The sequence below is a fragment of the Microbacterium sp. SORGH_AS_1204 genome (assembly GCF_030818935.1).
Lineage (GTDB): Bacteria > Actinomycetota > Actinomycetes > Actinomycetales > Microbacteriaceae > Microbacterium.
In genome coordinates, this window is the sequence record NZ_JAUTBD010000001.1 from 1,975,837 (window position 1) to 2,000,389 (window position 24,553).

The following is a 24,553-nucleotide window of genomic DNA, read 5'->3' on the forward strand; positions in this document are numbered from 1 at the left end:
GCCGCCGGCGCCGCGTTGCCGCCGCCGGCCCCGCGCTGCCGCCGCCGACCCCGCGCCCGCTTCGCCTCACCCCGCACCGCTGTCGCCTCCGCGCCGGCCCCGCGCCGCTGCCGCCGACCCCGCGCCCGCTTCGCCTCACCCCGCACCGCTGTCGCCTCCGCGCCGGCGCTTCGCGTCAGCCGCGCAGCGCCCGCACCCGCGCTTGCACGCGCCGGTGCACGTGCAACGCCGGGTAGACGCCCAAGAACACCGCCATCGGCGCCCGCAGCCGCACGTCGCGGATGTCGTGCGCCGCGTAGGTGTTCTCGAAGCGGTCGACGTACCGGCGGAAGTCACGCGGACGATCGTCCAGCCGCCGCGCCGACATCCCGGCCACCATGTCGGAGCAATACCCGATGCGGTGTCCGCCGAGGGCGAAATGGATCGCGATGTCGAGGTCTTCGTGCATGACGTCGGCGTGGTCGTCGCACAGGAACTCGCGCACGTCGCGCCAGGCCTCGGCCCGCACGGCCATGTTGCTGCCGAAGAGGAAGACGAAGTCCCCGGCGAGCTTCACCTGCAACCGCCGCAACCGGTCGTCGATCTGCTGTCCGATAGCCCGCAGGGGCAGGTCGTAGTACTCGACCGGGCCCGAGACGGCATCCATCGATCCCGTCGCGAACACGCGCGAGACCTGGGCCACCCAGTCGGGCTTAAGCACCGTGTCGGCGTCGATGCGACCGAGCACGTCGCCCGTGGCGGCATCCATCCCGAGATTGCGAGTCGGCACGAGGCCCTGACGCTCGTCTTGGCGCAGCAGACGGATGCCGGCGGCCGGGTAATCGTCGATGGCGCGCTGCACCAGCTCGCGTGTGCCGTCGGTCGATCGGTTGTCGACCACGAGCACCTCGGCCGCGGGCACGCTCTGCCGCACGATCGCCCGCAGACACCGCTCGATGACCGCTTCCTCGTTGAATGCGGGAACGACGATCGACACCGAGGGCATTGCGGTCACCACACGGGTCTACACGCTCAGAGTGACGCGAGAAGGGGCGCGAGCTGAACGAACGCCCGGGCGCGGTGCGACTCGGCGTTCTTCTCGTCAGCCGTCCACTCACCCACCGTGCGCTCGGCGTCCGCGGGCTGACCGTCGGGGATGAAGATCGGGTCATACCCGAAACCACCCGGCCCCGCCGGCGCGTTCGCCAGGCGACCCGGCCAACGGCCCTCGACCGTCTGCTCGCTCCCGTCGGGACGCACCAGAGCGATGACCGACACGAACTGCGCCGTGCGGTGCGGGTCGGCGACGTCAGAGAGCTGGTCGAGCAGCAGCGCGAGGTTGGCCGCGGCGTCTTTCTTGTGCCCGGCCCAGTACGCCGAGAACACCCCGGGCGACCCGCCGAGCACGTCGACGGCGACGCCGGAGTCGTCGGCCAGGGCCGGGAGCCCCGTGTGGACCGCCGCCGCACGCGCCTTGATCAAGGCGTTCGCGGCGAAGGTCACACCGTCTTCGACCGGCTCGGGGCCGTCGTAGCCCACGACCTCGAGGTCGGGGCGCACCGCGGCGACGATCGCCTGGAACTCCTCGACCTTGTGCGGGTTGTGCGTGGCGAGCACGACGCGGGCCATGTCAGCCCTCGAGAGCCGCGGTCTGGATGCCGCGCAGCTCGGCGCAGCCGTTCACACCGAGTTCGAGCAACTGGTCGAGCTCGCGCTTGTCGAAGGGGGCGCCCTCGGCGGTGCCCTGCACCTCGACGAAGAGACCGCGACCGGTGACGACGACGTTCATGTCGGTCTCGGCGCGCACGTCTTCGACGTACGCAAGGTCGAGCATCGGCTCGCCGTCGATGATGCCCACCGACACCGCGGCGACCGAGTCGCGCAACACCTCGGCGCGCTGGCCGATGAACTTCTTCTCGCGGCCCCAGGCGATGGCATCCGCCAAGGCGACGTACGCGCCCGTGATGGCCGCGGTGCGCGTGCCGCCGTCTGCCTGCAGCACGTCGCAGTCGATGACGATCGTGTTCTCGCCGAGGGCCTTGGTGTCGACGACGGCGCGCAGCGCCCGGCCGATCAGGCGCGAGATCTCGTGCGTTCGACCGCCGACCTTGCCCTTGATGCTCTCGCGGTCGTTGCGGCTGTTGGTCGCGCGCGGCAGCATGGCGTACTCCGCCGTGACCCAGCCCTTGCCCTTGCCGGTCAGCCAGCGCGGCACGCCGTTGGTGAACGACGCGGTGCACAGCACCTTGGTGCCGCCGAACGTGATGAGCGCCGAGCCCTCGGCGTGCGCCGACCAGCCGCGCTCGATCGTGACGGGGCGGAGCTGATCGGTGGTGCGACCGTCTTTGCGGGTCATGGGTCCTCCAGAGGAACGGAAAGGGGATGCCACGCCTCAGCGCGGCAGGTCGATGGCGCCGGTCTGCACGAGCTGCACCTCGCGCACCTCGCGGCCCATGAGGCGGTTCGCGAGGTTGACGAAGTCGTCGGCCGACGAGCCGGTGGCTTCGTAGCGGTGTCGGGGCGTGGCATCCGGACTCGCCAGCAGGTCGCGCGAGACGAGCTGACGGAAGACGTCTTTGGCGGTCTCACTGTCGCTCGAGACGAGGCTGACGTCGGGCCCCATCACGTAGCTGATCGCCCCTTCGAGGAACGGGTAGTGCGTGCAGCCGAGCACGAGGGTGTCGACGCCGGCGTGGCGCAGCGGCGCGAGATACCGCTCAGCGGTGTCCAGCACCTCGGGCGAATCGGTGACGCCCGCCTCGACGAACTCCACGAACCGCGGGCACGCCTCGGCGAAGACCGTGAGGCGTTCGTTCACCTCGAGCATGTCTTGGTAGGCGCGCGAGCCGATGGTGCCGGCCGTGCCGATCACGCCGATGCGGCCGTTGCGGGTGGTCGACATCGCGGTGCGCACCGCCGGGCCGATGACCTCGACGACGGGAACGTCGTAACGCTCCCGCGCGTCGCGGAGCATCGCGGCCGACGCGGTGTTGCAGGCGATGACGAGCATCTTCACGCCCTGTTCGACCAGGGTGTCGAGCACTTCTAGCGCGTACCGGCGCACGTCGGCGATCGGCTTGGGACCGTACGGCGAGCGGGCGGTGTCGCCGATGTAGAGGATCGATTCGCGCGGCAGCTGCTGCGACACGGCCCGGGCGACGGTGAGACCGCCGACTCCCGAGTCGAAGATCCCGATCGGCGCGTCATCCATAGGAGCCCAGCCTATCGGGCGGGGGTGGGCGAGCGCGGTGGCGCGGCGGCCCGCCGGATCTCCTGCGTCGTGTCGTGGCGGATGGGCGCGTCAAGGGGCAGCGGGCGACCCGGCATCCGAGAACCGGCGGCAATAGGCTGGCGCCATGACCCGCAGCACGGCCCTGCACACCGACCGTTACGAACTGACGATGCTCGACGCGGCCCTTCGCGACGGCACCGCCTCGCGCCGCTGCGTGTTCGAGGTGTTCGGGCGGCGGCTCTCGGGAGGACGCCGCTTCGGCGTCGTCGCGGGCACCGGCCGCCTGCTCGAGGCCATCCGCGACTTCCGCTTCGGCGACGACGAGCTGCGGTACCTGCGCGACAACCGCATCGTGGATGCCGCGACCCTCGACTTCCTCGCCGGGTACCGCTTCACCGGGTCGGTGACCGGATACCGCGAGGGCGAGGTGTACTTCCCCGGCTCGCCGCTGCTCACCATCGAGGGCACGTTCGCCGAGGCCGTTCTGCTGGAGACGGTGGCGCTCAGCATCCTGAACTACGACAGCGCCGTCGCCACCGCCGCCGCCCGCATGAGCGTCGCCGCCGGCGATCGCCCGCTGGCCGAGATGGGATCGCGCCGGGCGAGCGAACAGGCGGCGGTCGCGGCGGCGCGTGCGGCGTACATCGCCGGCTTCTCGGCCACGAGCAACCTGGAGGCGGGCCGCCGCTGGGGCGTGCCGACGATGGGCACGGCCGCGCACGCGTGGACGCTGCTGCACGACAGCGAAGAAGAGGCGTTCCGCTCGCAGATCAACGCCCTCGGCACCGACACGACGCTCCTCGTCGACACGTACGACATCGCCGAGGGCGTCCGCACGGCCGTCCGCGTGGCGGGGACCGAGCTCGGTGGTGTGCGGATCGACTCCGGCGACCTGCCGATCGTCGCGGGTGAGGTGCGGGCGCTGCTCGACGAGCTCGGCGCGACCGGCACCCGCATCACCGTGACCAGCGACCTCGACGAGTACGCCCTCGCCGCCCTCGCGGCATCCCCCGTCGACTCGTACGGAGTGGGCACGTCGGTGGCGACCGGATCGGGCGTGCCGACGGCGGGTCTCGTCTTCAAGCTCGTCGCGCGCGAAGCCGTCGACGGATCGTGGGTCGCGGTTGCCAAGGCCTCGGCGCAGAAGGCGTCGCACGGGGGCCGCAAGGCCGCGTTCCGCACGCTCGACGCGGGCACGGCGACGGCGGAGGTCATCGTCGTCAGCGACGGGTTCGAAGCGCTGTCGACGGCCGCTGAGCATCCCGACGCCCGCGCCCTGCAGACGATGCTGATGTCCGGCGGAGAGGCGGATGCCGCTGCCCTCGGTGCCGCCGGTGTGCAGGCCGCGCGGGCTCATCACGCCCGTGTGCGCGAGGAGCTGCCGGTGCGCGCCCTCGCGCTCAGCAAGGCCGATCCGGCGCTGGCGACGGAGTACCGCGAGGCCCCGTGACCCCGGGCCGCCTTGTCGGCGGGTGAGATCGCACCTTCGCTCGGGTGACCGCCGACGCGAGTCCTCCGGGCCGGTTCCGACGGCGATCTAGCGTGGGAGCTCCGTCCCGTGCCGGCTCCGGAGGTCGCCCGTGCCCCTCACGTCATCGCACCCGTCGCACGCACAGCCGTCCCGGCGCGGTCTCATCGGCGCGGCGGCATGGGCGGTGCCGGCCATCGTCGCCTCCACCGCCACTCCTGCCTTCGCCGTCTCGGGCGGGAGCGTGCCGGTGGCCAAGATCCGCCCCAGCTCCGACTTCGCCGTCGAGGACCGACGACAGTACGACGCCGCGACGAATGCCAACCGGGGCCCACTGACCGTGTACGTGCCGGGTACCTCGATCACGGTGTCGAGAGGGTCGTCAGCTGACGAGCGACTCGTAGATCTCTTTGCACTGCGGGCAGACCGGGAACTTCTCGGGGTCGCGACCGGGCGTCCACTTCTTGCCGCACAGTGCCCGCACGGGCTTGCCGGTGATCGCGGATTCGAGGATCTTGTCTTTCTTGACGTAGTGCGAGAAGCGCTCATGGTCGCCGGGCTCGATGTTCTCTTCGCGGATGAGCTCTTCGAGCTCACGATCCAGGGTCGCGAGACCCCCGCTGTCAGGACTGTCGAGAGGCGTGCTCATGGAGAGCCAGTGTAGCCGCGGACCGCGCCCGACGGTCGGGTCGTCGGGTTCAGGTCGCTTCGGCGAACTCCATGAGACGCGTCGCGCGGCGTTCGTAGATCACGGCTCCGAGGAGGATTCCCACGACGAGCACGAACGCGCCGGCTCCGACACCGACCCACAGCGCGAGCACGGAGTCGATGGTGTCGCCATCGATCGCCTGCCAGGTGAGCCAGCCGGCCGGAAGCGCTGTCAGGACCGCGCCGAGCATCACCAGGCCCTGCGCGATGACCCCGCCGGAGCCGGTGCGCTGCGGCTGCTGGAACGGGCTGTCGCCGGGTCGGGAGACGGCGTAGGGCGCGAGCACCGACGAGATGCTCGACAGGCCCAGACCGCCGAGGAACAGCGCCGCGCACACGCCGACCATCGCGGGGAAGATGGCCCACCGGCCGTGCGCGACGATGGCGAGCGGCAGGCTGACGGCCAGGATCGGGATGGCGATGAGCAGAACCGGCACGAGACGCCCCACGCGGTCGGGGATGCCGCGGATGCCGCTGGCGATGTGCATCCATAGGGCCGTGGAGTCGTAGGCGAGGTCGTTGTGCGGCAGCCAGCCGAAGAAGACCGCCATGATGGGCACCGGCAGCAGCACGGCGAGCTCGAACGGCACCCCCGCCACCAGCAGGGGCACGGTCGACACCACGGCGGCGATCGGCACGATCACGACGTTGACGATGTAGCGACGGTCGCGCAGCCAGTACGACAGGCTCCGGGCCGCGACCGCTCCTCCGGGGGTTCCCGGCAGCAGAGCGAACCATCCCAGTCCACCCCGCTCGCGTGCGGCGGCGGGGCGGCGGGTTGTGGTGAGCAGCACCCGCACGAGGGCGAACCACGCAACGGTCAGCACCGCCACCGTGGCGAGAGCGACGACGAGACTGCCCGCCGCGGCGCCGGCGGTGGGCGCGAGGCCGACCGACCACGCCGCACCGATCGGTGTCCACGACAGGATCTCGGCGGCGGAGGCCAGCTGCGTGGGCACGGCACCGCGCCATTCGAGCGACCCGAGGAACACCCCGATCGGCACCACGACGACGAGCACGGCGATCAGGTAGACGCTCACGAGTTCGCGCGATTGCCGGGGCCGCTGCACGAGCGCCCCGAGGGCCATGCTGACGCGCGCGAACAGCACGCACGTCGTCAGGCCCAGGATGACGGATGCCGTACTCGCCACCGCCGACGCGCCCTGCGCGCCCCACGCGACGGCGAGGCTCACGCCGAGGGCGAGCATGACGAGCACCGGCACGCTGAGGAATCCGGCGAGCAGCAGAGCCGCGGCGAGGGGGCGTGGTTCGGGGCCGATCACGGCGAAGCGTCTGGGGTCGAGCGGGTCGACCGAGGCAGTCACGGGCGGGCCGACCGCGAATCCGAGCGTCACCGCGGAGCCTGCGAGCACGCTCACGACCGCGGTGGTGAGACGGTCGGCCTCGGCGAGGCCCGCGGCACTCATCGCCGCGACGACGGTGGCGCCGACGAGGAGCACCACGCCGATCACTCGCCGGATCACGTCGCGCCGGTCGCCGCGGAGGGCGCCCAGCATCATCGCCAGTCTCAGGCGGAGAACGTGTGCAACCACTCGAGGCCCTCCACGTCGCCCAGCCCGCCCGACAGTTCACGGAAACGCTCTTCGAGGGTGCCTTCGCCGCGTACCTCGTCTACGGTGCCTTCGGCGAGCACCTGTCCCGACACGATGACCGCGACGCGCGAGCACACCCGCTCGACGAGTTCCATGCCGTGGCTCGAGAGGATCACAGTGCCGCCGTGATCGACGTAGGTGCGGAGGATGTCGAGGATGACGCCGCTGGAGACGGGGTCGACGGCCTCGAAGGGTTCGTCGAGCACGAGGAGCCGGGGCGAGTGGATCATCGCGCCCGCGAGCATGACCTTCTTGGTCATGCCGGCCGAGTAGTCGGAGACCGGCCGCGCGAGCGCGTCGACGAGGTCGAAGGCGCGGGCCAGGTCGGCCATACGGCTCTCGACGAGACCGCCGGGGAGTCCGCGCAGCGCGCCGTAGTACGACAGCAGCTGACGCCCGGTCAGACGGTCGAAGGTGCGCAGACGATCCGGCAGAACGCCGATGAGCTTCTTCGCCTCGCGCGCCCGCTTCTTGGCATCGACTCCGTTGATGGTGACGTCGCCCGCGTCGGCGCGGAGCAGGCCCGCGATGATCGACAGGGTCGTGGTCTTGCCGGCGCCGTTAGGGCCGACCAGGCCATAGAACGAGCCGGCGGGAACGGTGAGGTCGATCGCGTCGACGGCCCGAAGGTCGCCGAAGGTCTTGGTGATGTGGCGCAGAGTGAGCGCCGGAACCGCAGCGCCCGTCTCGGCATCGTCGTCGGCGGCCGCCTCGGCGCGGGTGGCGACCGCGTGCTCGTCGGTGTCGACGACGTCGGCATCTGCCGCGTCGGTCGTGTCTGCGGCCGCAGCGTCGGCGAGCGGCGCGTCGGTAGACGGCACGTCGACCGCCGTGGGGGCGACGACAGGCGCGTCGACGACCGACGAGTGCTCCACCGCGGCATCAGCGAGCGGCGCATCGGTCGGCGCGGCATCGGTCGGCGGTGCGGCATCCGCGGGCGGCGCATCCGTCGGCGCGTCCCCTACGCGCACATCCGGCGGAGTCGGGTCGTGCACGTCGTTCGCGGGCGCGGGATCGCCGGCGACTTCGTCGTCGGGGATCGACTCGACAGCCGCTTCGTCGTCCGTTCGAACGTCTGAGCGGGAGACGCCGTCGACCTCGAGCGGAGTGTCGGCGATGACCTCGACCTCGGATGACGAGGGCTCGGCGGATTCCGAGACGGCGACGGCGTCGGATGCCCGCCCGGGCTCGTCGACCGCGGTGTCAGGGCCGACGATCACCGGCTCTTCGACGGCGACGTCGGCGGCCGTGGGGTCTTCGGGCGACGACTCGACGCCGGCGTCGTGCTTATCGACCTCGACATCGGCGGATGCGGCGTCATCGACCGAGGTGTCGGGGCCGACGGTCACCGGCTGCTCGACGGCGACATCGGCGGGCGTCGGGTCGGCGCCCGCCTCGGCGGCTCGGTCGTCGGTCGTCGCGGCGTCGACGGCACCCGGCACCGGCAGCGGCGGGCGCGGCGGAATGACGATGTCGTCGAAAGCGATCACCGGCGCCGCCGCCGCGTGCGGAGCCGACGCCGCCTCGACACGGTCGTCGGCACTCGCGGCCACGTCGGCGGGCACAACGGCATCCGGGGCATCGTCGTCATCGCTCTGCCCCGCAGCGACCTCATCAGCGGCGCCATCCGACGCACTGTCGTCGGCATCCTTCTGCGCGGGCGCACTCGCACCTCCGTCGCCGGCGTTGCTCAGCTCTGGGGCGACCGCAGGGGCGTCGTGGGGGTCACCGTCTCGAGCTGACGTGTCGAGGCCACCGGCGCCGTCGCCCGCGTTCGCTCCCGACGGTGACGTCGGCGGCGACACGGGTTCCGCCCCGCCGCCCGTCGACGTCTGGTCGTCGGTGACCGACGACTCGGGGAACGTCATCACATCGGACGACCCGGGCGCCGCGACGGCGTGCGCCCCCGTTGTCGCGGGCGTCTCGACGTCATCGGTCGAGGCGGCCGCCACGGTGGCTGCGGTCGCGGAGGTTGCCGAGTCGCGCGGCGTCGCCGGCTTCTTCGCCGCGGAGGTGCGGGGGGCGGCCGGCCTCTTGGCCGCGGCGGTCTTCTTCGCGGCCGCAGTGCGGGCGGTGCCGCCGGCCGCCGACGTGCGAGCGGCGCCACCAGTCGTCGGAGTACGCCCGCCACCGCCCGCCGCTGCGCGCGCGGCGCTCGCGGTGCGGGGCGCACGCGGCTTGGGCGCCGGCTTGCTCGCCGCCTCGGCTGAAACCCCGGAGTTCGGCTCGCTGTCGCCCTGCGAACGCGCGGGCGGACGCTTCGACGCGGTGCCGCGCGGACTGCGCGGCTTCGGCGCTGCGGTGGCCGCGGGTTCGACGCTCGCCGCGACGCCCTCGGTCTCGGAGGAGGACGATTCGGGGAGATCCGGCAGCGACGCTGTCATCGCACCAAACTATCAACCCCCTCCGACACCACCCGCCTCTTGCCGATGCGCGCGGACCGTGCGAGGCGGTCCCGACGGCCCACCGGCGACCCGTCAAGGCACGGCCGACGCCGAGGCGCCCGGGAGAAGATGAGGTCATGGCTGAGAAGGTGCATCGCATCCATTCCCTCCCGAACGACGCGCCCTGGACGGGCGGGCTCCCGCCGGTCGGGTCGGAGGAGCATCCCCGTGCGATCCGCATGCTCGACCGCGTGCTCTCGGTGCAGCGCCCCGTGGTGCTCGCGCACCTGCGCGGCATCCGTCTACGGCATCCGGATGCAACGGTCGACGACATCCTCAAGATCCTCGAGCGCCGCTACCTCGCGGCGGTGACCACGGGAGGGGCGGCAGTCGGGGCCACCGCCGTCGTACCGGGCATCGGCACGAGTGTCACGCTCGCGTTGAGCGGGGTCGAGACCGTCGGGTTCCTCGAGGCGACCGCCCTGTTCGCGCAGTCGGTAGCCGAGGTGCACGGCGTCGCCGTCGAAGACCCCGACCGCGGGCGGGCCCTCGTGCTGGCGCTCATGCTCGGCAAAGAAGGCGTCGATCTCGTGTCGCAGCTCGCCGCGCAGGCCGCCGGTCGCGGCACGACCCGATCCGGATACTGGGGGGAGCTCATCACGAAGACGCTGCCGCGCGCCGCGGTGGGTCCCCTCGTCGACCGCTTGAAGACCTCGTTCGTGCGGCAGTTCGCCACCCGCGGCGGCGCATCATTTCTGGGCAAGGCGCTGCCCTTCGGCGTCGGCGCCGTCGTCGGCGGTACGGGCAACCACATCCTCGGCCGCCGCGTGCTGGTCAACGCCCGACGCGCGTTCGGTGCGCCGCCACTCACCCTGCCCGCCGATCTCGAGCCGCGCCCCGGCAGCGCTCCGATCGAGCGCAACGCCGTCAACGGCGTGCGCCGAGCGATCAGCGAGGCCGGACGCCTCACCGGCTCGGTGGCCCGCAAAGCCCTCCCCCGCCGACGCTCACACGACGACGACGAGAGGTCACGCGAGACCGGTGAGGGTCAGGGCGGGTTGCCCTCGGCATCCTGACCCTCTCTCATCGACACGGCCCCGCGCGCAAGTCCCGCGCGCTCGACGGGCGGGCGCGTTAGCCTCGCGGCATGGGCGACCTCCTCGATCTCCTCGCAGTGTGGATGCCGCGTCAGCGGTGGTACGGCACCAAGGGCCGCGACCCGCGTCTGACCGTCGTGGCCGACTGGCCGCTCGACGACGACGCTCGTCTGCTGCTCGTGCGCGACGAAGCGGTGCAGCCGGCCATCGTCTATCAGGTGCCGGTCGTGCGGCGCGCCGAGGGGTCGGTGCCGCCCGGCAGCCTGATCGGCGCCTGCGGCGAGGGTCACGTGTGGGCGGATGCCACGACCGACGCCGGCTTCACCGACCAGCTCTACGCGTGGGTCACCGCGGGCGGCGCGGTCGGAACGCCGGAGGACGGTTTCGTCGGCTTCACCCTCGCGCGGCCGGCGGGCAAGGCCCCGGCGCCGCGGGCGGTGGCGAAGGTGCTGAGCGGCGAGCAGTCGAACACCTCGCTCATCTTCCGCCCCGACGAGGGTGCCGACGGCATCCCGGTCATCTGCAAGCTGTTCCGGCAGGTGAACCCCGGCATCAACCCCGACGTGGAGCTGCAGTCGGCGCTGGCCGCCGGAGGGGCGCACTTTGTACCTGCGGCCATCGGCGAGGTGCAGGGGTCGTGGGTGACGCCCGAGGGCGTGCCGGTCAGCGGCTCACTCGCCTTCGCCCAGGAGTTCTTCGAGGGTGTCGAAGACGCCTGGCGGGTCGCTCTCGACGCGGCCGCGGCGGGCGAGGACTTCGCCGCACGCGCCCGCGCGCTGGGCGCCAGCGTCGCCGGCATGCACGTCGCCCTCGCCGCGGAGTTTCCGACGCGCGAACCGGATGACGCCGACCGCGCCGCCGTGGTGGGGGCGTGGGATCGCCGACTCGCCATCGCCCTGGCCGAGGTGCCGGCGCTCGCCCCCTATGCCGATCGCATCCGCGAGGTGTACGCCACCGCTGCCCGCGCGCCGTGGCCGGCGCTGCAGCGCGTGCACGGCGATCTGCATCTCGGGCAGGTGCTGCACACGCCGACCAACGGGTGGGTGCTGCTCGACTTCGAGGGCGAGCCCCTGCGCCCGATCGAGGAACGGTTGATGCCGGATGTCGCGGTGCGCGACGTCGCCGGCATGCTGCGCTCGTTCGACTACGTCTCGGGCGCCGTCGCCGACGACGACGGTGAGGCCGTGCGCGCCTGGGTCATCGCGGCGCAGCAGGCGTTCCTCGCCGGCTACGCCGAGACCGCGCACACCGAACCCACCGACGCCGACCCCCTGCTCGCCGCCTTCGAGCTCGACAAGGCGGTCTACGAGGCGATCTACGAGACGCGCAACCGCCCCGACTGGATCGGCATCCCGCTCGCCGCGATCGGCCGTCTCGCGCCGCTCGACTGACCGGGTACAGGACTGCACGCCGCCGGGCCGTGCCCCCGACGCGCGAAAACGCCACCCCGCGATCTTGCTGCGGGGCGGCGTCTTCGACGTAAGACTCGGAATCAGCTGGCCGGCATCGATCCCAGCGTGACCTCGGCGGTCTTCTGCTGGCCGCCGCGCAGGTAGGTGACCTCGGCCTTCGCGCCCGCGGCGAGCGCGCGCACCTGGGCGGTGAGGTCGATGGAGTTCGTCACGGGGATGCCGTTGAACGCGGTGATGACGTCACCCTCGGTCAGGCCTGCGGCTTGCGCGGCGCCGCCGCTGACGGCCTCGGCCACCAGAGCGCCGGTGGTGGTCGCCCCCTGCTGCGAGGCGGCATCCTGGACCGACGCGCCCAGGAGGCCGTGGGTGGCGGAGCCGTTCTCGATGATCTCCGACGAGATGCGCTTGGCGATGTCGGAGGGGATCGAGAAGCCGACGCCGATGTTGCCCGACTGCCCGCCCGACGACGATCCGCCGGCGCTCGCGATGGCGACGTTGATGCCGATGAGCTTGCCCTCGTCGTCGACGAGCGCGCCGCCGGAATTGCCGGGGTTGATGGCGGCGTCGGTCTGGATGACGGCGATCTTGATGGTCTGGCTCGCCGACTGCGACTGCTGTCCCTGACCGAAGTCGAAGCGGAACGGGCTCTCCTCCCCCGGCTCCTGCTGCTGCTGGTCGGATCCGTCGCTGGGGGCGGCCGACGACGCGACCTGGATCGATCGGTTGAGCGCGCTGACGATACCGGTGGTGACCGTGTTGGGCAGGTCGAGCGGCGCGCCCACGGCGATGGTGGCGTCGCCGACGTTGAGCTTCGACGAGTCGGCGAACTCGATGGGGGTCAGACCCGTCGCGTTCTGCAGCTTGATGACGGCGAGGTCGTAGGTGGGGTCGGTGCCCACGACGGTCGCGGCGTACACCTTGCCGTCGGAGGTGGTGACCGAGATCTTGGCGTTGCCGGTCTGGCCGTCGAGGGTGACGACGTGCGTGTTGGTGAGCACGTATCCGTCGCGGCTCAGCACGACGCCCGATCCGGTGCCGCCGCCCTGGGAGCCGGTGGCGCTGATGGTGACGACGCTCGGTACAACCTTCGAGGCGACCGCGGCGGTGGCGTTGACGTCTTGCGGGTCGTTGACGGTGATCGCGGTGGGACCTGAGACGCTCGAGGCGTTCTCGCCGCCCCAGAGGCTCAAGCCGGCGTACGTGCCGCCGAGGCCTGCGCCGCCGCCGACGAGGGCAGCGGCCACCAGCAGCGCGGCGATGCGCGGCGCCGAGCTCTTCTTGCGGGGGCCGGCGGATGCCGATTCCGGCATCACGAGCGTGGGGTGCGCGCTCGTGGCGCCCGGGCCGAAGGCCTGACCGCTGGGGGCGGCGGCGCCGGAGGGGGCCGAGGCGTAGTCGCCTGCGGAGGTGCGAGGCTGCGGCGCGGCGGTGCCGGCGGCGGGCGGGGGCCACGCGGCGGCGGCTGCAGCCGGCGAGCGCGTCGGCATGGGCGGCACGTCGGAACGCGGGGACGGGGCCGACTGCGTCTGCGCGGCCGGTGCGGTGGTCTCGTGCTGCGGCGAAGGCTCGACGCTGTCGCTGCGGTCGTTACCCTCGGGACGGTTGTCCGTGGTGTCGCTCATGGGATGCTCCTTCTTCCAGGCGCTTCTACGATGACCACGGTTGCTGTGGGTCACCTATGACAGAAGTGAGCCGCCTCTATGGGTCTAGCAGCAACGCACCGCGAAGCATTCCCCCTTGCCCTCGCGGCGGGTGCGGCATGCTGGATGCATGCACCAGCTTCCCGGCGCTTGGCAGCGCACGGCCCGCGGCGCGGGACTGCTCGCTCCCGACGGCTCCCCCGTTCCCACGATCTTCGCCGAGATGAGCGCGCTCGCCGCCTCCACCGGCGCGCTGAATCTCGGTCAGGGTTTCCCCGACGAAGACGGTCCCGAGCCGGTGCTCGAGGCGGCCCGGGATGCCATCGCCCGCGGCGTCAATCAGTACGCGCCCGGACGCGGCTTCCCCGACCTGCTGTCGGCCGTCTCCGAGCATCAAAAGCGCTTCTACGGCATCGAGCTCGACCCGCAGCGCGAGGTGCTGATCACTGTCGGTGCGACCGAGGCGCTCGCGGCGACGCTGCTGGCCCTCATCGATTCCCCCGACGACGAGGTCGTCGTCTTCGAGCCGTATTACGACTCCTACGCCGCGTGCGTCGCGCTCTCGGGGGCCAAGCTCGTGCCGGTTCCTCTGCGCTGGCCCGACTTTCAACCCGACCTCGATCAGCTGGCATCCGCCGTCACCGATCGCACGCGCGTGATCCTCGTGAACGATCCGCACAATCCCACGGGCAGCGTGTTCTCGCGCGAGGTGCTCGACGAGGTGGTGCGCCTGGCCCACCGGCACGACGCGATCATCGTCACCGACGAGGTGTACGAGCACCTGGTCTTCGACGGCCCGCACGTGCCGATCGCCACGCTCCCGGGCGCGGCCGAACGCACGCTGTCGATCTCGTCGGCGGGCAAGACCTTCTCGCTCACCGGCTGGAAGACCGGTTGGGTGACCGGCCCCGCCGACCTCGTGACCGCGGTGCTCGCCGTCAAGCAGTTCCTCACGTACGTGGGGGGCTCACCGTTCCAGCCCGCCATCGCGGTGGGCCTGCGCCTACCCGAGGAGTTCTTCGCGTCGGTCGCGTCGGAGATGGCCGCCAAGGCCGCCCTGCTGGGCACGGGGCTGCGCGCGGCCGGGTTCGACGTGTCGTCGCCCGGGGGCTCCTACTTCACCGTGGTGGATGCCGCTCCGCTCGGCGCCACCGATGCCGATGCGTTCTGCCGCGAGCTGCCTGCCCGCGCCGGAGTCGTCGGCATCCCCCTCACCGCCTTCGTCTCGCCCGCCCATCGCGCGCAGTACGCCACGCTGGTGCGCTTCGCGGCGTGCAAGAGGGTGGAAGTGCTCGCCGATGCGGCACAACGGCTGGCCGGGATGACGGTGGCGTAGACCGCCCTGACCGGGGCCGTCGGGCCTTATCGGTGACCGACGGTCGTGCGAAGTACCACGTCTACATGGTAGGTTCGGCTCGGATCCCCCATCCAGCCGGCTGTGTCGCCGAAAACCTAGGGGGAACCATGTCTCGCCGACGCCTTCACCTCGACGCCCGCCCGCCGCGCATCGTCGAGCTTTACGGTCAAGATCTGCGCTGGACCGACGCTGACCGTGGACTGCGCCTCGACGCCGACACCGCCGCCCGCCTTCACAGCGAGGGGTTCACGATGGCGACGGTGCGCACCGGTCTGTGGCGGACCAAGCAGGTCTCGCTCATCCGCTGGGCACAGCGGGATTCCGCGGGGCGCTGACGGCGGTCGCGCGCCGCATCACGATCGCCGACGGGCTGAACGCAGAGCGCCTGAGGTTCTCAGCGCGGCGTCACCCGAAAACGCCGCAGCTCGAGTGCGGGGTTCACGCGCCGCACGCGGCCGATGGCTTCTCGATCGATGTGGGCGACGGCCACATCGGTCGCCGTGCCGATCTGCGCGACGGTCACCCCTTGCGGGTCGATGACCATCGAATGCCCCACTCCGAGGGGCGGCGGGTGGTCGGCTGCGGCGACGAAGATCGTGTTCTCGATCGCGCGTGCCTGCAGCAGCGTGCGCCAGTGGTGTTCTTTGAGGGCACCGCGCACCCACTCGGCCGGCACGAGGGCCACGTCGACGCCGGCGTCGGCGAGCGTGCGCGCCACCTCGGGGAAGCGCAGGTCGTAGCAGGTCATCAGCCCGAAGCGCAGGCCGCCCGCCTCGAACGTCTGCGGCGGGGCGATCTCGCCGGGTTCCACCCAATCGGACTCCCGCTGCCCGAAGGCGTCGTACAGGTGCAGTTTGCGATAGACCGACCGGATGCCGTCGGCACCCACCGCCACGACCGCGTTGCGCACTCGACGGCCGTCGTCGGCCTTCTCGAGCAGGCCCGCCACGATGACCACGTCGAGCTCGTCCGCGAGCACGGTGAGGGCGCGCACGAACGGCCCGTCGAGATCTTCGGCGTTCTCGGCGAGCGTTTCGTCGAACGGGTCGACGAAGTAGCTCGAGTATTCCGGGAACACCACCACTCGAGCGCCCCGGGCAGCCGCGGCACGGGCGGCGGCGGCGATGTCGACCAGGTTGTCGGCGCGGGATGCGACGGGCGCGAACTGCGCGACGGCGACGCCGACCGTGTCGTGACTCATTGAGAGCTCCTCTTGCCGTGGCGCCGGACGAACAGCGGCACCACGATCCACAGTACGAGGATGACGAGCCCCAACACGACTCCGGCCGTCACGGCCGCGCTGAAGCTGACGACGACGTCGAACACGAAGACGACCACGCCGACTAGAAGTAACGACACGAGTGCGAGCGCGCCGCGCAGGGCCTCATGCGCCACGCGAACGAGCTCGGGCTTCACCTGGTGACCGAAGACCGCCCGGTGCAGCGCGACCGGCGCGAGGGCGACCACAGCGCTCAGGGCGGAGAGCCCGATGAGCCCCAGGTACAGCACCCGCTGGCCGCCGTCGAGTTCGGCGAACGACGGCTGGAACGCCAGAGCGAGCAGGAACCCGGTGAGGATCTGCGTACCCGTCTGCAGCACGCGCAGTTCTTGCAGAATCTCGTTCCAGTTGCGATCGGCTCGCTGCGCCGGGGTCTCGGGTCGTCCGTCATCGAGATCGTCGAAGGTGTTGCTCACCGGGACATTCTCTCGCGACACTCCCGGGCGGTACGTCAGGATTTGCCATGTCGCCCATCTCGGCGTAATGTTTTCTCTTGTGCCGCGGGGTGGAGCAGCTCGGTAGCTCGCTGGGCTCATAACCCAGAGGTCGCAGGTTCAAATCCTGTCCCCGCAACAAGAAGAAGGCCCCGGATCGCAAGATCCGGGGCCTTCTGCCTTTGCAGCGGATCGACGCGCAGACTCACCGCCTCGCAGAACGCGGCACTCGCAGCTCGCGAGGAGCCCGTCCTGATCTCTTACCCGACGGCGATGATTCCCGCCCTATGTGCGTCATCACCGCACAAGCTCGGGGCGCCGCATAAGCCGCCGCGACGACCGCACGCTCACCGCATCGACGTGAATGAACCATGTATGCCTGGTATTGTCTGGTCAGGATCTGAATCGGCACAGCGCGTGCGTTGAAATCGACCATTCTCCGGGGGGGGGCAGAGTGCAAAGGTGTCGATAACGCGCGCACGCCAGACGCGCTCATCGCTCCGCCCCACTCAGGCAGAAACGCTATGAGTGCCAAGCCCCACCACTTACGGCTAAGACGCAGTGCACTCGAATTATCGTGCACACTCTTGCGTATCCTCGATCGCCCTGTCAGGCGCCCCACTCACTGAAAGAACGGATTTCCGCAGTGCAACACAGCTGCCCTCCTTGGTGCAACGGGGTTCACGAGGTCGCCGACGATTTCTCCGTTTCTCACCGAAGCGAGGTGGTGGCCGTCCCCGCCATCGTCCGTTACCCCGACGCCTCCAGCATGAACGTCCAATTGGTCGCCGTGAACCTCGCGTTGGGCCTCGAGCAGAGAAGTGGCGAAACGTGGGTGTGGATCTCACCCGAAGACGACGTCGCTCGGGGGATTGTCATGAGCGCAGAGTCCGGACGCCGGCTCTCCCGCCAGCTGACATCACTGCTCGGCGAGTGCGAGCCTTCCTCACGCCATTGCTGATCAGAGAAGCGAACGCTGGAGCACAGCCTTTTCCAGGTTGGCCGAGACCCGGGGTAGGAGTCGGCAGAGATCTTCCTCGAGCACGACAGAGAGGCAGATGAGCGTCTGGAGCCGGGGATTCGACGGTGTCCCCGGGTTCGATTCCCCGTTCTCCATCTTCTGGTAGGTGAAGGTGGAGATGCCGGCACTCAGGGCTACTCGCTCTTGGGTGAGACCCACGCGGGATCGCGCCGCCTGCAGGTTACGCCCGAGATCTCGGGAGTAAGCGACCCAGGGATCTAGACCATCAGGCTTCACAGTCAGTAACCGTTCCCCGCGATCGAGGCAGGGCGCCCGGGAGCTGTGCCGTGGTCATGAACCATATTCTACCGCCGACCTGGAGGCGACCGGTCGATCGCCTAACTTCCCGCAAAACGACCGGCCGCGCCGTCCGTCAAAACGACGAAATCCCACCTCAGACAGCACTTTCGCGCCGTCGAATGATGTACCATGTACACATGGCAAAGGGGTGATTCGCCCCGCCGCTCAGCCCATAGATGCAATCGCCGCATGGCGAGTAGAACGTCCGTCATTCCCCGATGGCGGATGGCCGTTCCCATCGGGAGCGGTTGGCCCCCGGCGCCCGATGACCCCTACCTCAGCGCCGGGGGCCGCTCTTCTTGCCTCATTCACACAGCCGATCGTCAGTGGTTGTCGCGATAGCTTGATCCCGCAGCCGCGGGGGCGGCCAGAATGAGGGCGATGAGAAGCAGCACTGCTCCCCCGTCGCCGTGGTTGGGAATGGTCAACGCGCCCGCCACTGCGAACGCGATGACTGCCGTCCAGAGGACGACGGTGGCGAACGGGGAGGCCCAGAAAGGCCGATGTGCGACAGGGTGCGCGTAAGGGTGATGCATGGCTCCTCGCCTTCGAGTTGCTCTGAATGAAGCCTGTCCAGGGGGTGCGACAGGGCCGAGTCGGACACCGACGTCGACTGCGTTAATAGTATGCGGTCGTTGCGCTTCTGCCTATGCATTGCGCACAGCATTCTTTCCCTGGTACGGCCGTTGAGAAATGCCCGCGAGGCCGACGAGACAGAGTCCGACGACGCCGGCTGGAATCGCCGCGGGATCCTCCCGGTCGCCCGGCCTCGGCGGCTAGGCTGGGGTGTCGGCTCAGCCGCGTGAGTTCTGCCTCTTGAAAACTTGGATCATCGTGCTCAACATTCTCACGGTATGCACCGGAAATATTTGCCGGTCTCCGCTGGCGGCTCAAGTTCTCTCAGCGCGACTTCTGCCTTTGGGCGTTCACGTGTCGAGCGCCGGCACTCGCGCGCCGGCTGGACGCCCGATGACGCCGGAGGCGAGAAGTCTCGCCGCCGCACGCGGCGTGGGTGACGACGAGAGCGGGCAACACCGCAGTCGCCTTCTCACGTCTGATCTGCTTCGGTCGGCAGATCTCATCCTCGCGATGTCTCGAGAGCATAGACGTGCCATTGTCGAGATGGAGCCGGCGCAGCTGCGACGCGTTTTCACGATTCGAGAGTTCGCGCGTTTGACGGAGGGTGTTCCCGACGAGGAGTTCACCCGCCTCCGCGCCTCAGCCCCCACTGAGGGTGACGACGAACGGTATCGGCCATTCGACGACGTTCTCGCTGCCGTCGCCGCGCGACGCGGGTTTGTTGAAGCCCCCGCGAACGCCAGCGACGATGACGTGATCGATCCGTATCTTCAGCCGATCGACGTGTACGAGAGGTGCGGAGAAGAACTGGGCCCTGCAATCGATGCCGTCGAACGAGTCGTGAGGCTCGCGCACCGCGGCCGGTGATCCGGCCGGGCCGCGAAGATCCGACCGGCAGCACATCGTTCTGTGATGTGCTGCCGGTTCGGCTTCGCGGAGGGTTGCAGAGCTTATGAACGCTCGATGTCGCCTACCCACCAGTCCGAGATCTGTGCCATGCGACCGGCGACGCGCCCATGGTCCGCTCCCCCGCGCCACGACTCGAACGCGCCTGCGTCGACGAAGGTGGCATCCTCGACGATGATGCGCCCCTTGCGGGTGTCGAGCGACAGCGCGACGTTCCACTCGATGATGCCGGGATCGTCGCCGAGCGCTCTCAACGCGGAGAGGGCATCCGACAAATCTGCATCCGTGATCTCGTCATGCACACGGAACAGCACGATGTGTCGGAACATCTATTCGCGGATGGTGTCGACGTGGTCGCGATACCAGGCGACGGTGCGCTCCATGCCCTCTTCGAGGGAGATGGATGCCGTCCATCCGGCCTCGGCGAGCTTTGAGACGTCGAGCAGCTTCTGCGGGGTTCCGTCGGGCTTCGAGGTGTCCCACTCGGTCTCGCCGGTGTAGCCCGTGACCCGCGCGATGGTCTCGGCGATCTCGCGGATCGTGACGTCGCTGCCGGTGCCGACGTTGACCTGATCGGGTCCGTCGTAGTGCTCCATGAGGTGCAGGCAGGCGTCGGCCATGTCATCGGCGTGCAGGAATTCGCGGCGAGGCGTGCCGGTCCCCCAGTTGGTGACGCTGCCGGCGCCCGTCTGGGCGGCCTCGTCGTAGCGGCGGATGAGCGCCGGCAGCACGTGCGAACCCTTGGGCGAGAAGTTGTCGTTGGGCCCGTAGAGGTTCGTCGGCATGGCGCTGATCCACGGTAGCCCGTACTGACGGCGCACCGCCTGGGTCTGCAGGATGCCGGCGATCTTGGCGATCGCGTACGCGTCGTTCGTCGGCTCGAGGTGGCCGGTGAGCAGCGAGTCCTCGCGGATGGGCTGTTCGGCGAACTTCGGGTAGATGCACGACGACCCGAGGAAGAGCACGCGTTCCACGTCGTTCGCCAGCGCGGCGTCGAGCACGTTCACCTGGATGCGCATGTTGTCGCTGAGGAAGTCCACCGGGTAGGTGGAGTTGGCCAGGATGCCCCCGACTTTCGCCGCGGCGAGCACCACGTATTTGGGCTTCGTCTCCCCCATGTATGCGAAGACCGCGTCGCGGTCTTTCAGGTCGAGCTCTGCGGAGGTCTTGCCGATGATGTGGGCGAAGCCCGACGATTCGAGCTTGCGGACGATTGCCGAGCCGACGAGACCGCGGTGTCCGGCGACGTAGAACGTCGCGTCTCGGTCCAGTTCTTGCGGGGTGTATGCGACGCCGTCGACCGCAGTGGTCACGCGCGAGCTCCGAGAAGCTCCGCGTTGCCCCAGGTGGGCAGCTTCACGGTGTCGATCCAGTCGGCGCCGCGCTCGAGCGCCGTGACGTCGGCGTCGACCATGAGCTTCGCCAGCTCGTTGCCGTCGATGGTGGGCACCCAGCCGAGCTTGTCGGCGGCCTTGGAGGGGTCGCCGATGAGGGCGTCGACCTCGGTGGGACGCAGGTAACGCTCGTCGAACTTGACGAATTCCTGCCAGTCGAGTCCGACGTGTCCGAATGACGTCTCGAGGAAGTCGCGGATGGTGTACCCGACACCCGTGGCCAGCACGAAGTCTTCCGGCGTGTCTGCTTGCAGCATGCGCCACATGCCCTCGACGTACTCGGCGGCGTACCCCCAGTCGCGGATCGAGTCGAGGTTGCCCAGGTAGAGGTTCTTTTCCAGGCCGGCGTTGATGCGTGCCACGGCGCGGGTGATCTTGCGGGTCACGAACGTTTCACCGCGGCGCGGGGATTCGTGGTTGAACAGGATGCCGTTGACCGCGAACATGTCGTAGGCCTCGCGGTAGTTCTTGGTGATCCAGTAGCTGTAGAGCTTGGCGGCCGCGTAGGGCGAGCGCGGGTAGAACGGCGTTTCTTCGTTCTGCGGCGGCGGGGTCGCCCCGTACAGCTCCGACGTGGAGGCCTGGTAGTACTTCGTGTCGATGCCGGAGAGCCGAACGGCCTCGAGAAGGCGGATGGTGCCGGTGCCCGTGGTGTCAGCGGTGTGCTCGGGCTCGTCGAACGAAACGCGCACGTGCGATTGCGCGGCGAGGTTGTAGACCTCGTCGGGGTTGATCTCCGCCATGAGCGTCACGAGCCGCGCACCGTCGGAGAGGTCGCCGTAGTGCAAGAAGAGCTTCGCCTCGGGGTCGTGCGGGTCGACGTAGAGGTGGTCGATGCGGTGGGTGTTGAACGTCGAGGCGCGGCGAATGAGGCCGTGCACTTCATACCCCTTAGACAGGAGCAGTTCTGCGAGGTAAGAGCCGTCCTGGCCGGTGATGCCAGTGATGAGAGCGCGCTTCGTCAAGAGAAGATACCGTTCTTTGTCGATTTTTTCGGGCGAGGAGGAGTCTGTCCAGCGGCAGTGGTCAGATCCGTGAGGAGCCTATCGAAACGGTCGATCGCAGATGTTTCCTCGAGCACTCTCTCTTTGTAACGTCTGCCGTTCTCGCCGAGCCGGGACGCTTCGTCACGGTCGGACGCGAGCACTTTCACGCCGTCGAGGAGAGCGACCGGGTCGCCCGCGCCGACGACGATTCCGGCCTGCGCAGTGACAATTTCTTGCGCGGTGATGCCCGAGCTATCGGTGGCAGCCAGTACGGGGCGTCCCGACGCGAAATACGACGTCAACTTGCTGGGAACGCACATTTCCGACACACCCGGCAATTCGTTCACCAAGAGAACATCGGCCGCCTGCAGCACCTCAGAGAACGCTCCGTGATCGAGCGGCGGCATGATCTCGGTGGTCGTCGCCTCGCCCGCGATGCGGTCGACCAACTCGTCGCGCTGCGAACCGCGTCCGACGAGAACGAATCGAACCCTTTCCCCCAACCGGTGAGCAAGGCGGCCGGCGTCGACGACGTGGTGCAGCCCCTGCTTCACGCCCATGTTGCCGGTGTGCACGACGACGACCTCGTCATCGCTCCATCCATGTGATCGCCGCACAGCAGCGACGTCGACCTTCGGCATCGGGGGCAGATGCGTCCAGTTGCGCACGACCGCGGTGCGGTCGAGCGGCACGTCGAAGTCGCGGTGGACCCGCTCAGCAAAACGATCGTGGATGACGACGACCATCGTGGCCGATCGGAGGAGCCATTTCTCGATCCCCCGGATCACCCGTGCTGCCATCCCGGAACCTTGGCCGGTCTCCGCAAGCCCGAGACCGTAAAGGTCCTGCACCCAGATGACGAACGGTGTCGTCGGATGCGTGATCCGCGACCGCAGACGAACCAAAGCCGACGAGATCAGCGCGGGAGAGACGGCGACGACAACGTCTGGGCGCCCCCAGCGGGTAAATACCTGCCGCAAACCGAAGGTGACCTCGGCCGCCAAACGAGGCACAGGCGTGGGGCGAGACGGAATGAAATGACGGAGCCGGTGGACGGAAACGCCGTCGACGTTTTCGCGACGTGACCATTGCCCGTAACCTGGCGCGACTTTCCAGTCGGGATAATGAGGGTGCCCTGCGAGCGCGCGAACCGCCCGACCACGCCGGGCCAGCCCGGCGGCCATGGCACCTGTGTAGGGAGAGATTCCCGTAGTCTCCGGGGGGTAGTTCAGCCCAAAGAACAGCGTCGGCGAGGTTTGTTGCACACCGCAAAGAATACAGCCGAACGCGTTACATGACCGTTACAGGAAGGCACAAGTGAGCGACGTCCCCGTGATAGATCTCTCCCAAGCACCCGGCGAGCGGGCTGCGTGGGATCAGCCCGCGTGGAAGGTCTATCTGTGGGCCGTTTGTGAGCTACTATTCGTGACGAATCCGTGGCAGATCAGCTCGGGCCTGCGCATCCGCATTCTCCGCGGGTTCGGCGCGAAGATCGGAGAGGATGTCATTTTCCGCCCCCGTACGCGCGTGAAGTTCCCGTGGAAGCTCGTGATCGGCGATCGTTCATGGATAGGCGAGGGAGTGTGGTTTCACAACCAGGACGACATCTTGATCGGCAATGACGTCGTTATATCGCAGGAAACATTTCTCACAACCGGTAGTCACGCGCACCGGCGAGATATGGCACTGCTGACGCGCCCGATCCGCATCTCAGACGGCGTCTGGATCACCTCTCGATGCATGATTCTGGGAGGGAGCAACATCGGCCGGTCTACCTTGATCCGGCCCCTATCGCTTGTCTCGGGCGACACGCTGCCTGATGCTGAGGTGTGGGGGGGAAATCCATTGCGCTACATCCAACCACGATTTGAAAAGACATCCAGGTGACCATCACTGAGATTTCCGTAATTGTTTTGACCAAGAACGAAGAAGCCGGGCTAGCCAACACGCTACGACGGTTGAGCGACTTCGACGACCTGATTGTCGTGGATTCGGGCAGCAGCGATCGGACCGTCGAGATAGCAAAAGCTCACGGAGCGCGCGTCGTCGATTTCTCGTGGGACGGCCGTTATCCCAAGAAGAAGCAATGGTCCCTCGAACACGCCAAGCCGCGGAACCCCTGGGTCCTGTTGCTGGACGCCGATGAGTACCCCTCTCCGGCGCTGGTCGCGGAATTGCACCGTTTGGCACCGAAGCTTAGCGGGTTACCAAATGGCGCTTTTGATATCCAGCTGCTGTATCGATTCGCAGGAAAGCTGTTACGCCACGGACATGTCGTGACTAAACGATCTCTCTTGCACACGTCCCGCGCTCGCTTCCCGGAGATAGATGACCTGTCCGCTCCGGGAATCCGCGAAGTTGAAGGCCATTATCAGCCGGATTCAGCATCGCCTATCGGTCGGCTTAGCCAACGAATTGTCCACGACGACCGCGACCCCGTCAACAGTTGGTTCTCTCGCCACAATCGCTATTCCGACTGGGAGGCCCATTTGCGACTCAATGACGCTCTCCGATCACAAGTCGCGAGCAAGCGGACAAAGAAGGGCCGCGTCTTCGACGCCGTGCCCTTCAAACCCGTATTGTTCTTCGTATACGCATATATCGCACGAGCCGGCTTCCTCGATGGTCGCGCTGGGTTTGATTATGCCGCCGCCCTGTCGATGTACTACTGGCAAATTGGCGTGAAATACCGGGAGTTGCAACGCGACCAGAAGGAGCACGATGCGCCGCGCTAGTACCAAGGCAGTCTTCTATCTGGCAGTCT

General features: G+C 68.8%; 24 protein-coding genes and 1 tRNA gene. 9 read left to right on the plus strand and 16 right to left on the minus strand.

Annotated elements, in window-relative coordinates:
• Positions 1–175: 175 nt before the first annotated feature.
• From QE410_RS09070 to murI, 4 genes are read right to left on the minus strand one after another with little or no spacing between them, the layout of a single operon-like run.
• Positions 176–985: a glycosyltransferase family 2 protein gene (locus tag QE410_RS09070; protein WP_307334437.1), complete on the minus strand. Its 810-nt coding sequence runs from the start codon at positions 983–985 to the stop codon at positions 176–178.
• 26 nt (positions 986–1,011) lie between these two features.
• The gene (rdgB, locus tag QE410_RS09075) at positions 1,012–1,608 is read right to left on the minus strand and encodes an RdgB/HAM1 family non-canonical purine NTP pyrophosphatase (protein ID WP_307330767.1); all 597 of its coding nucleotides are present in this window, start codon (positions 1,606–1,608) and stop codon (positions 1,012–1,014) included.
• A 1-nt stretch (position 1,609) separates the two neighbouring features.
• The gene (rph, locus tag QE410_RS09080; protein WP_058231352.1) at positions 1,610–2,335 is read right to left on the minus strand and encodes a ribonuclease PH; all 726 of its coding nucleotides are present in this window, start codon (positions 2,333–2,335) and stop codon (positions 1,610–1,612) included.
• A gap of 36 nt (positions 2,336–2,371) precedes the next feature.
• Positions 2,372–3,190, minus strand: a complete 819-nt coding sequence (murI, locus tag QE410_RS09085) for a glutamate racemase (RefSeq protein ID WP_307330771.1) — start codon at positions 3,188–3,190, stop codon at positions 2,372–2,374.
• Positions 3,191–3,335: 145 nt separating this feature from the next.
• Between murI and QE410_RS09090 the strand changes: the two genes are divergently transcribed.
• Entirely contained in the window at positions 3,336–4,661 is a 1,326-nt protein-coding gene (locus QE410_RS09090; protein ID WP_307330774.1) for a nicotinate phosphoribosyltransferase, read from the plus strand.
• 400 nt (positions 4,662–5,061) lie between these two features.
• Here the strand turns inward: QE410_RS09090 and QE410_RS09095 are convergent, their stop codons facing one another.
• Genes QE410_RS09095 through QE410_RS09105 form a run of 3 tightly spaced genes read right to left on the minus strand, consistent with a single transcriptional unit; the run spans position 5,062 to position 9,384 of the window.
• Positions 5,062–5,328 (minus strand): DUF3039 domain-containing protein, encoded by a 267-nt coding sequence (locus QE410_RS09095; RefSeq protein WP_058231349.1) that lies wholly within the window; start codon positions 5,326–5,328, stop codon positions 5,062–5,064.
• A 49-nt stretch (positions 5,329–5,377) separates the two neighbouring features.
• Positions 5,378–6,904, minus strand: coding sequence for a hypothetical protein (locus QE410_RS09100; protein ID WP_307330777.1), 1,527 nt, complete (start codon positions 6,902–6,904; stop codon positions 5,378–5,380).
• 11 nt (positions 6,905–6,915) lie between these two features.
• Positions 6,916–9,384 carry an ABC transporter ATP-binding protein gene (locus QE410_RS09105; RefSeq protein WP_307330779.1) on the minus strand — a complete coding sequence of 823 codons (2,469 nt, stop codon included), beginning with the start codon at positions 9,382–9,384 and terminating at the stop codon, positions 6,916–6,918.
• A 137-nt stretch (positions 9,385–9,521) separates the two neighbouring features.
• Here QE410_RS09105 and QE410_RS09110 point away from each other — a divergent pair, with 137 nt between their 5' ends.
• Complete coding sequence (locus QE410_RS09110; protein ID WP_307330781.1) at positions 9,522–10,460, plus strand: hypothetical protein; 939 nt, start codon at positions 9,522–9,524, stop codon at positions 10,458–10,460.
• 71 nt (positions 10,461–10,531) lie between these two features.
• Positions 10,532–11,872, plus strand: a complete 1,341-nt coding sequence (locus QE410_RS09115) for a phosphotransferase (RefSeq protein WP_307330783.1) — start codon at positions 10,532–10,534, stop codon at positions 11,870–11,872.
• A 101-nt stretch (positions 11,873–11,973) separates the two neighbouring features.
• Here QE410_RS09115 and QE410_RS09120 read toward each other — a convergent pair whose 3' ends face one another.
• The gene (locus QE410_RS09120; RefSeq protein WP_307330785.1) at positions 11,974–13,515 is read right to left on the minus strand and encodes a S1C family serine protease; all 1,542 of its coding nucleotides are present in this window, start codon (positions 13,513–13,515) and stop codon (positions 11,974–11,976) included.
• 148 nt (positions 13,516–13,663) lie between these two features.
• Here QE410_RS09120 and QE410_RS09125 point away from each other — a divergent pair, with 148 nt between their 5' ends.
• Both QE410_RS09125 and QE410_RS09130 read left to right on the plus strand, forming a co-directional pair.
• Entirely contained in the window at positions 13,664–14,869 is a 1,206-nt protein-coding gene (locus tag QE410_RS09125; RefSeq protein ID WP_307330788.1) for an aminotransferase class I/II-fold pyridoxal phosphate-dependent enzyme, read from the plus strand.
• Between the two features lie 128 nt (positions 14,870–14,997).
• On the plus strand, positions 14,998–15,225 hold the full coding sequence (locus tag QE410_RS09130) for a hypothetical protein (protein WP_307330791.1): 228 nt from the start codon (positions 14,998–15,000) through the stop codon (positions 15,223–15,225).
• Between the two features lie 59 nt (positions 15,226–15,284).
• Here QE410_RS09130 and QE410_RS09135 read toward each other — a convergent pair whose 3' ends face one another.
• Complete coding sequence (locus QE410_RS09135; RefSeq protein WP_307330794.1) at positions 15,285–16,091, minus strand: carbon-nitrogen hydrolase family protein; 807 nt, start codon at positions 16,089–16,091, stop codon at positions 15,285–15,287.
• A complete protein-coding gene (locus QE410_RS09140) occupies positions 16,088–16,585 on the minus strand; it encodes a DUF6328 family protein (protein ID WP_307330797.1) in 498 nt (165 codons plus the stop codon). Before QE410_RS09140 ends, QE410_RS09135 begins: the two co-directional genes overlap by 4 nt.
• 83 nt (positions 16,586–16,668) lie before the next feature.
• Between QE410_RS09140 and QE410_RS09145 the strand changes: the two genes are divergently transcribed.
• A tRNA-Met gene (locus QE410_RS09145) sits at positions 16,669–16,742 on the plus strand.
• Positions 16,743–17,564: 822 nt separating this feature from the next.
• Here the strand turns inward: QE410_RS09145 and QE410_RS09150 are convergent.
• Together QE410_RS09150 and QE410_RS09155 are read right to left on the minus strand one after the other, a co-directional pair.
• A complete protein-coding gene (locus QE410_RS09150; protein WP_307330800.1) occupies positions 17,565–17,861 on the minus strand; it encodes a helix-turn-helix domain-containing protein in 297 nt (98 codons plus the stop codon).
• 386 nt (positions 17,862–18,247) lie between these two features.
• Entirely contained in the window at positions 18,248–18,460 is a 213-nt protein-coding gene (locus QE410_RS09155) for a hypothetical protein (RefSeq protein ID WP_307330804.1), read from the minus strand.
• A 298-nt stretch (positions 18,461–18,758) separates the two neighbouring features.
• Here QE410_RS09155 and QE410_RS09160 point away from each other — a divergent pair, with 298 nt between their 5' ends.
• Complete coding sequence (locus QE410_RS09160) at positions 18,759–19,370, plus strand: low molecular weight phosphatase family protein (protein WP_307330808.1); 612 nt, start codon at positions 18,759–18,761, stop codon at positions 19,368–19,370.
• A gap of 83 nt (positions 19,371–19,453) precedes the next feature.
• On the opposite strand, the gene QE410_RS09165 is transcribed toward QE410_RS09160, so the two are convergent.
• Genes QE410_RS09165 through QE410_RS09180 form a run of 4 tightly spaced genes read right to left on the minus strand, consistent with a single transcriptional unit; the run spans position 19,454 to position 23,054 of the window.
• The gene (locus QE410_RS09165; RefSeq protein ID WP_307330810.1) at positions 19,454–19,738 is read right to left on the minus strand and encodes a Dabb family protein; all 285 of its coding nucleotides are present in this window, start codon (positions 19,736–19,738) and stop codon (positions 19,454–19,456) included.
• A complete protein-coding gene (locus QE410_RS09170) occupies positions 19,739–20,722 on the minus strand; it encodes a GDP-L-fucose synthase (protein ID WP_307330814.1) in 984 nt (327 codons plus the stop codon). It abuts the gene before it with no gap.
• A complete protein-coding gene (gene gmd, locus QE410_RS09175) occupies positions 20,719–21,768 on the minus strand; it encodes a GDP-mannose 4,6-dehydratase (protein WP_307330817.1) in 1,050 nt (349 codons plus the stop codon). Before gmd ends, QE410_RS09170 begins: the two co-directional genes overlap by 4 nt.
• On the minus strand, positions 21,765–23,054 hold the full coding sequence (locus tag QE410_RS09180; protein WP_307330820.1) for a glycosyltransferase: 1,290 nt from the start codon (positions 23,052–23,054) through the stop codon (positions 21,765–21,767). The genes gmd and QE410_RS09180 overlap by 4 nt, the downstream gene beginning before the upstream one ends.
• Before the next feature lie 52 nt (positions 23,055–23,106).
• Between QE410_RS09180 and QE410_RS09185 the strand changes: the two genes are divergently transcribed.
• Positions 23,107–23,676, plus strand: coding sequence for an acetyltransferase (locus QE410_RS09185; protein ID WP_307330823.1), 570 nt, complete (start codon positions 23,107–23,109; stop codon positions 23,674–23,676).
• A complete protein-coding gene (locus QE410_RS09190; RefSeq protein WP_307330825.1) occupies positions 23,673–24,524 on the plus strand; it encodes a glycosyltransferase family 2 protein in 852 nt (283 codons plus the stop codon). Before QE410_RS09185 ends, QE410_RS09190 begins: the two co-directional genes overlap by 4 nt.
• Positions 24,525–24,553 lie beyond the last annotated feature (29 nt).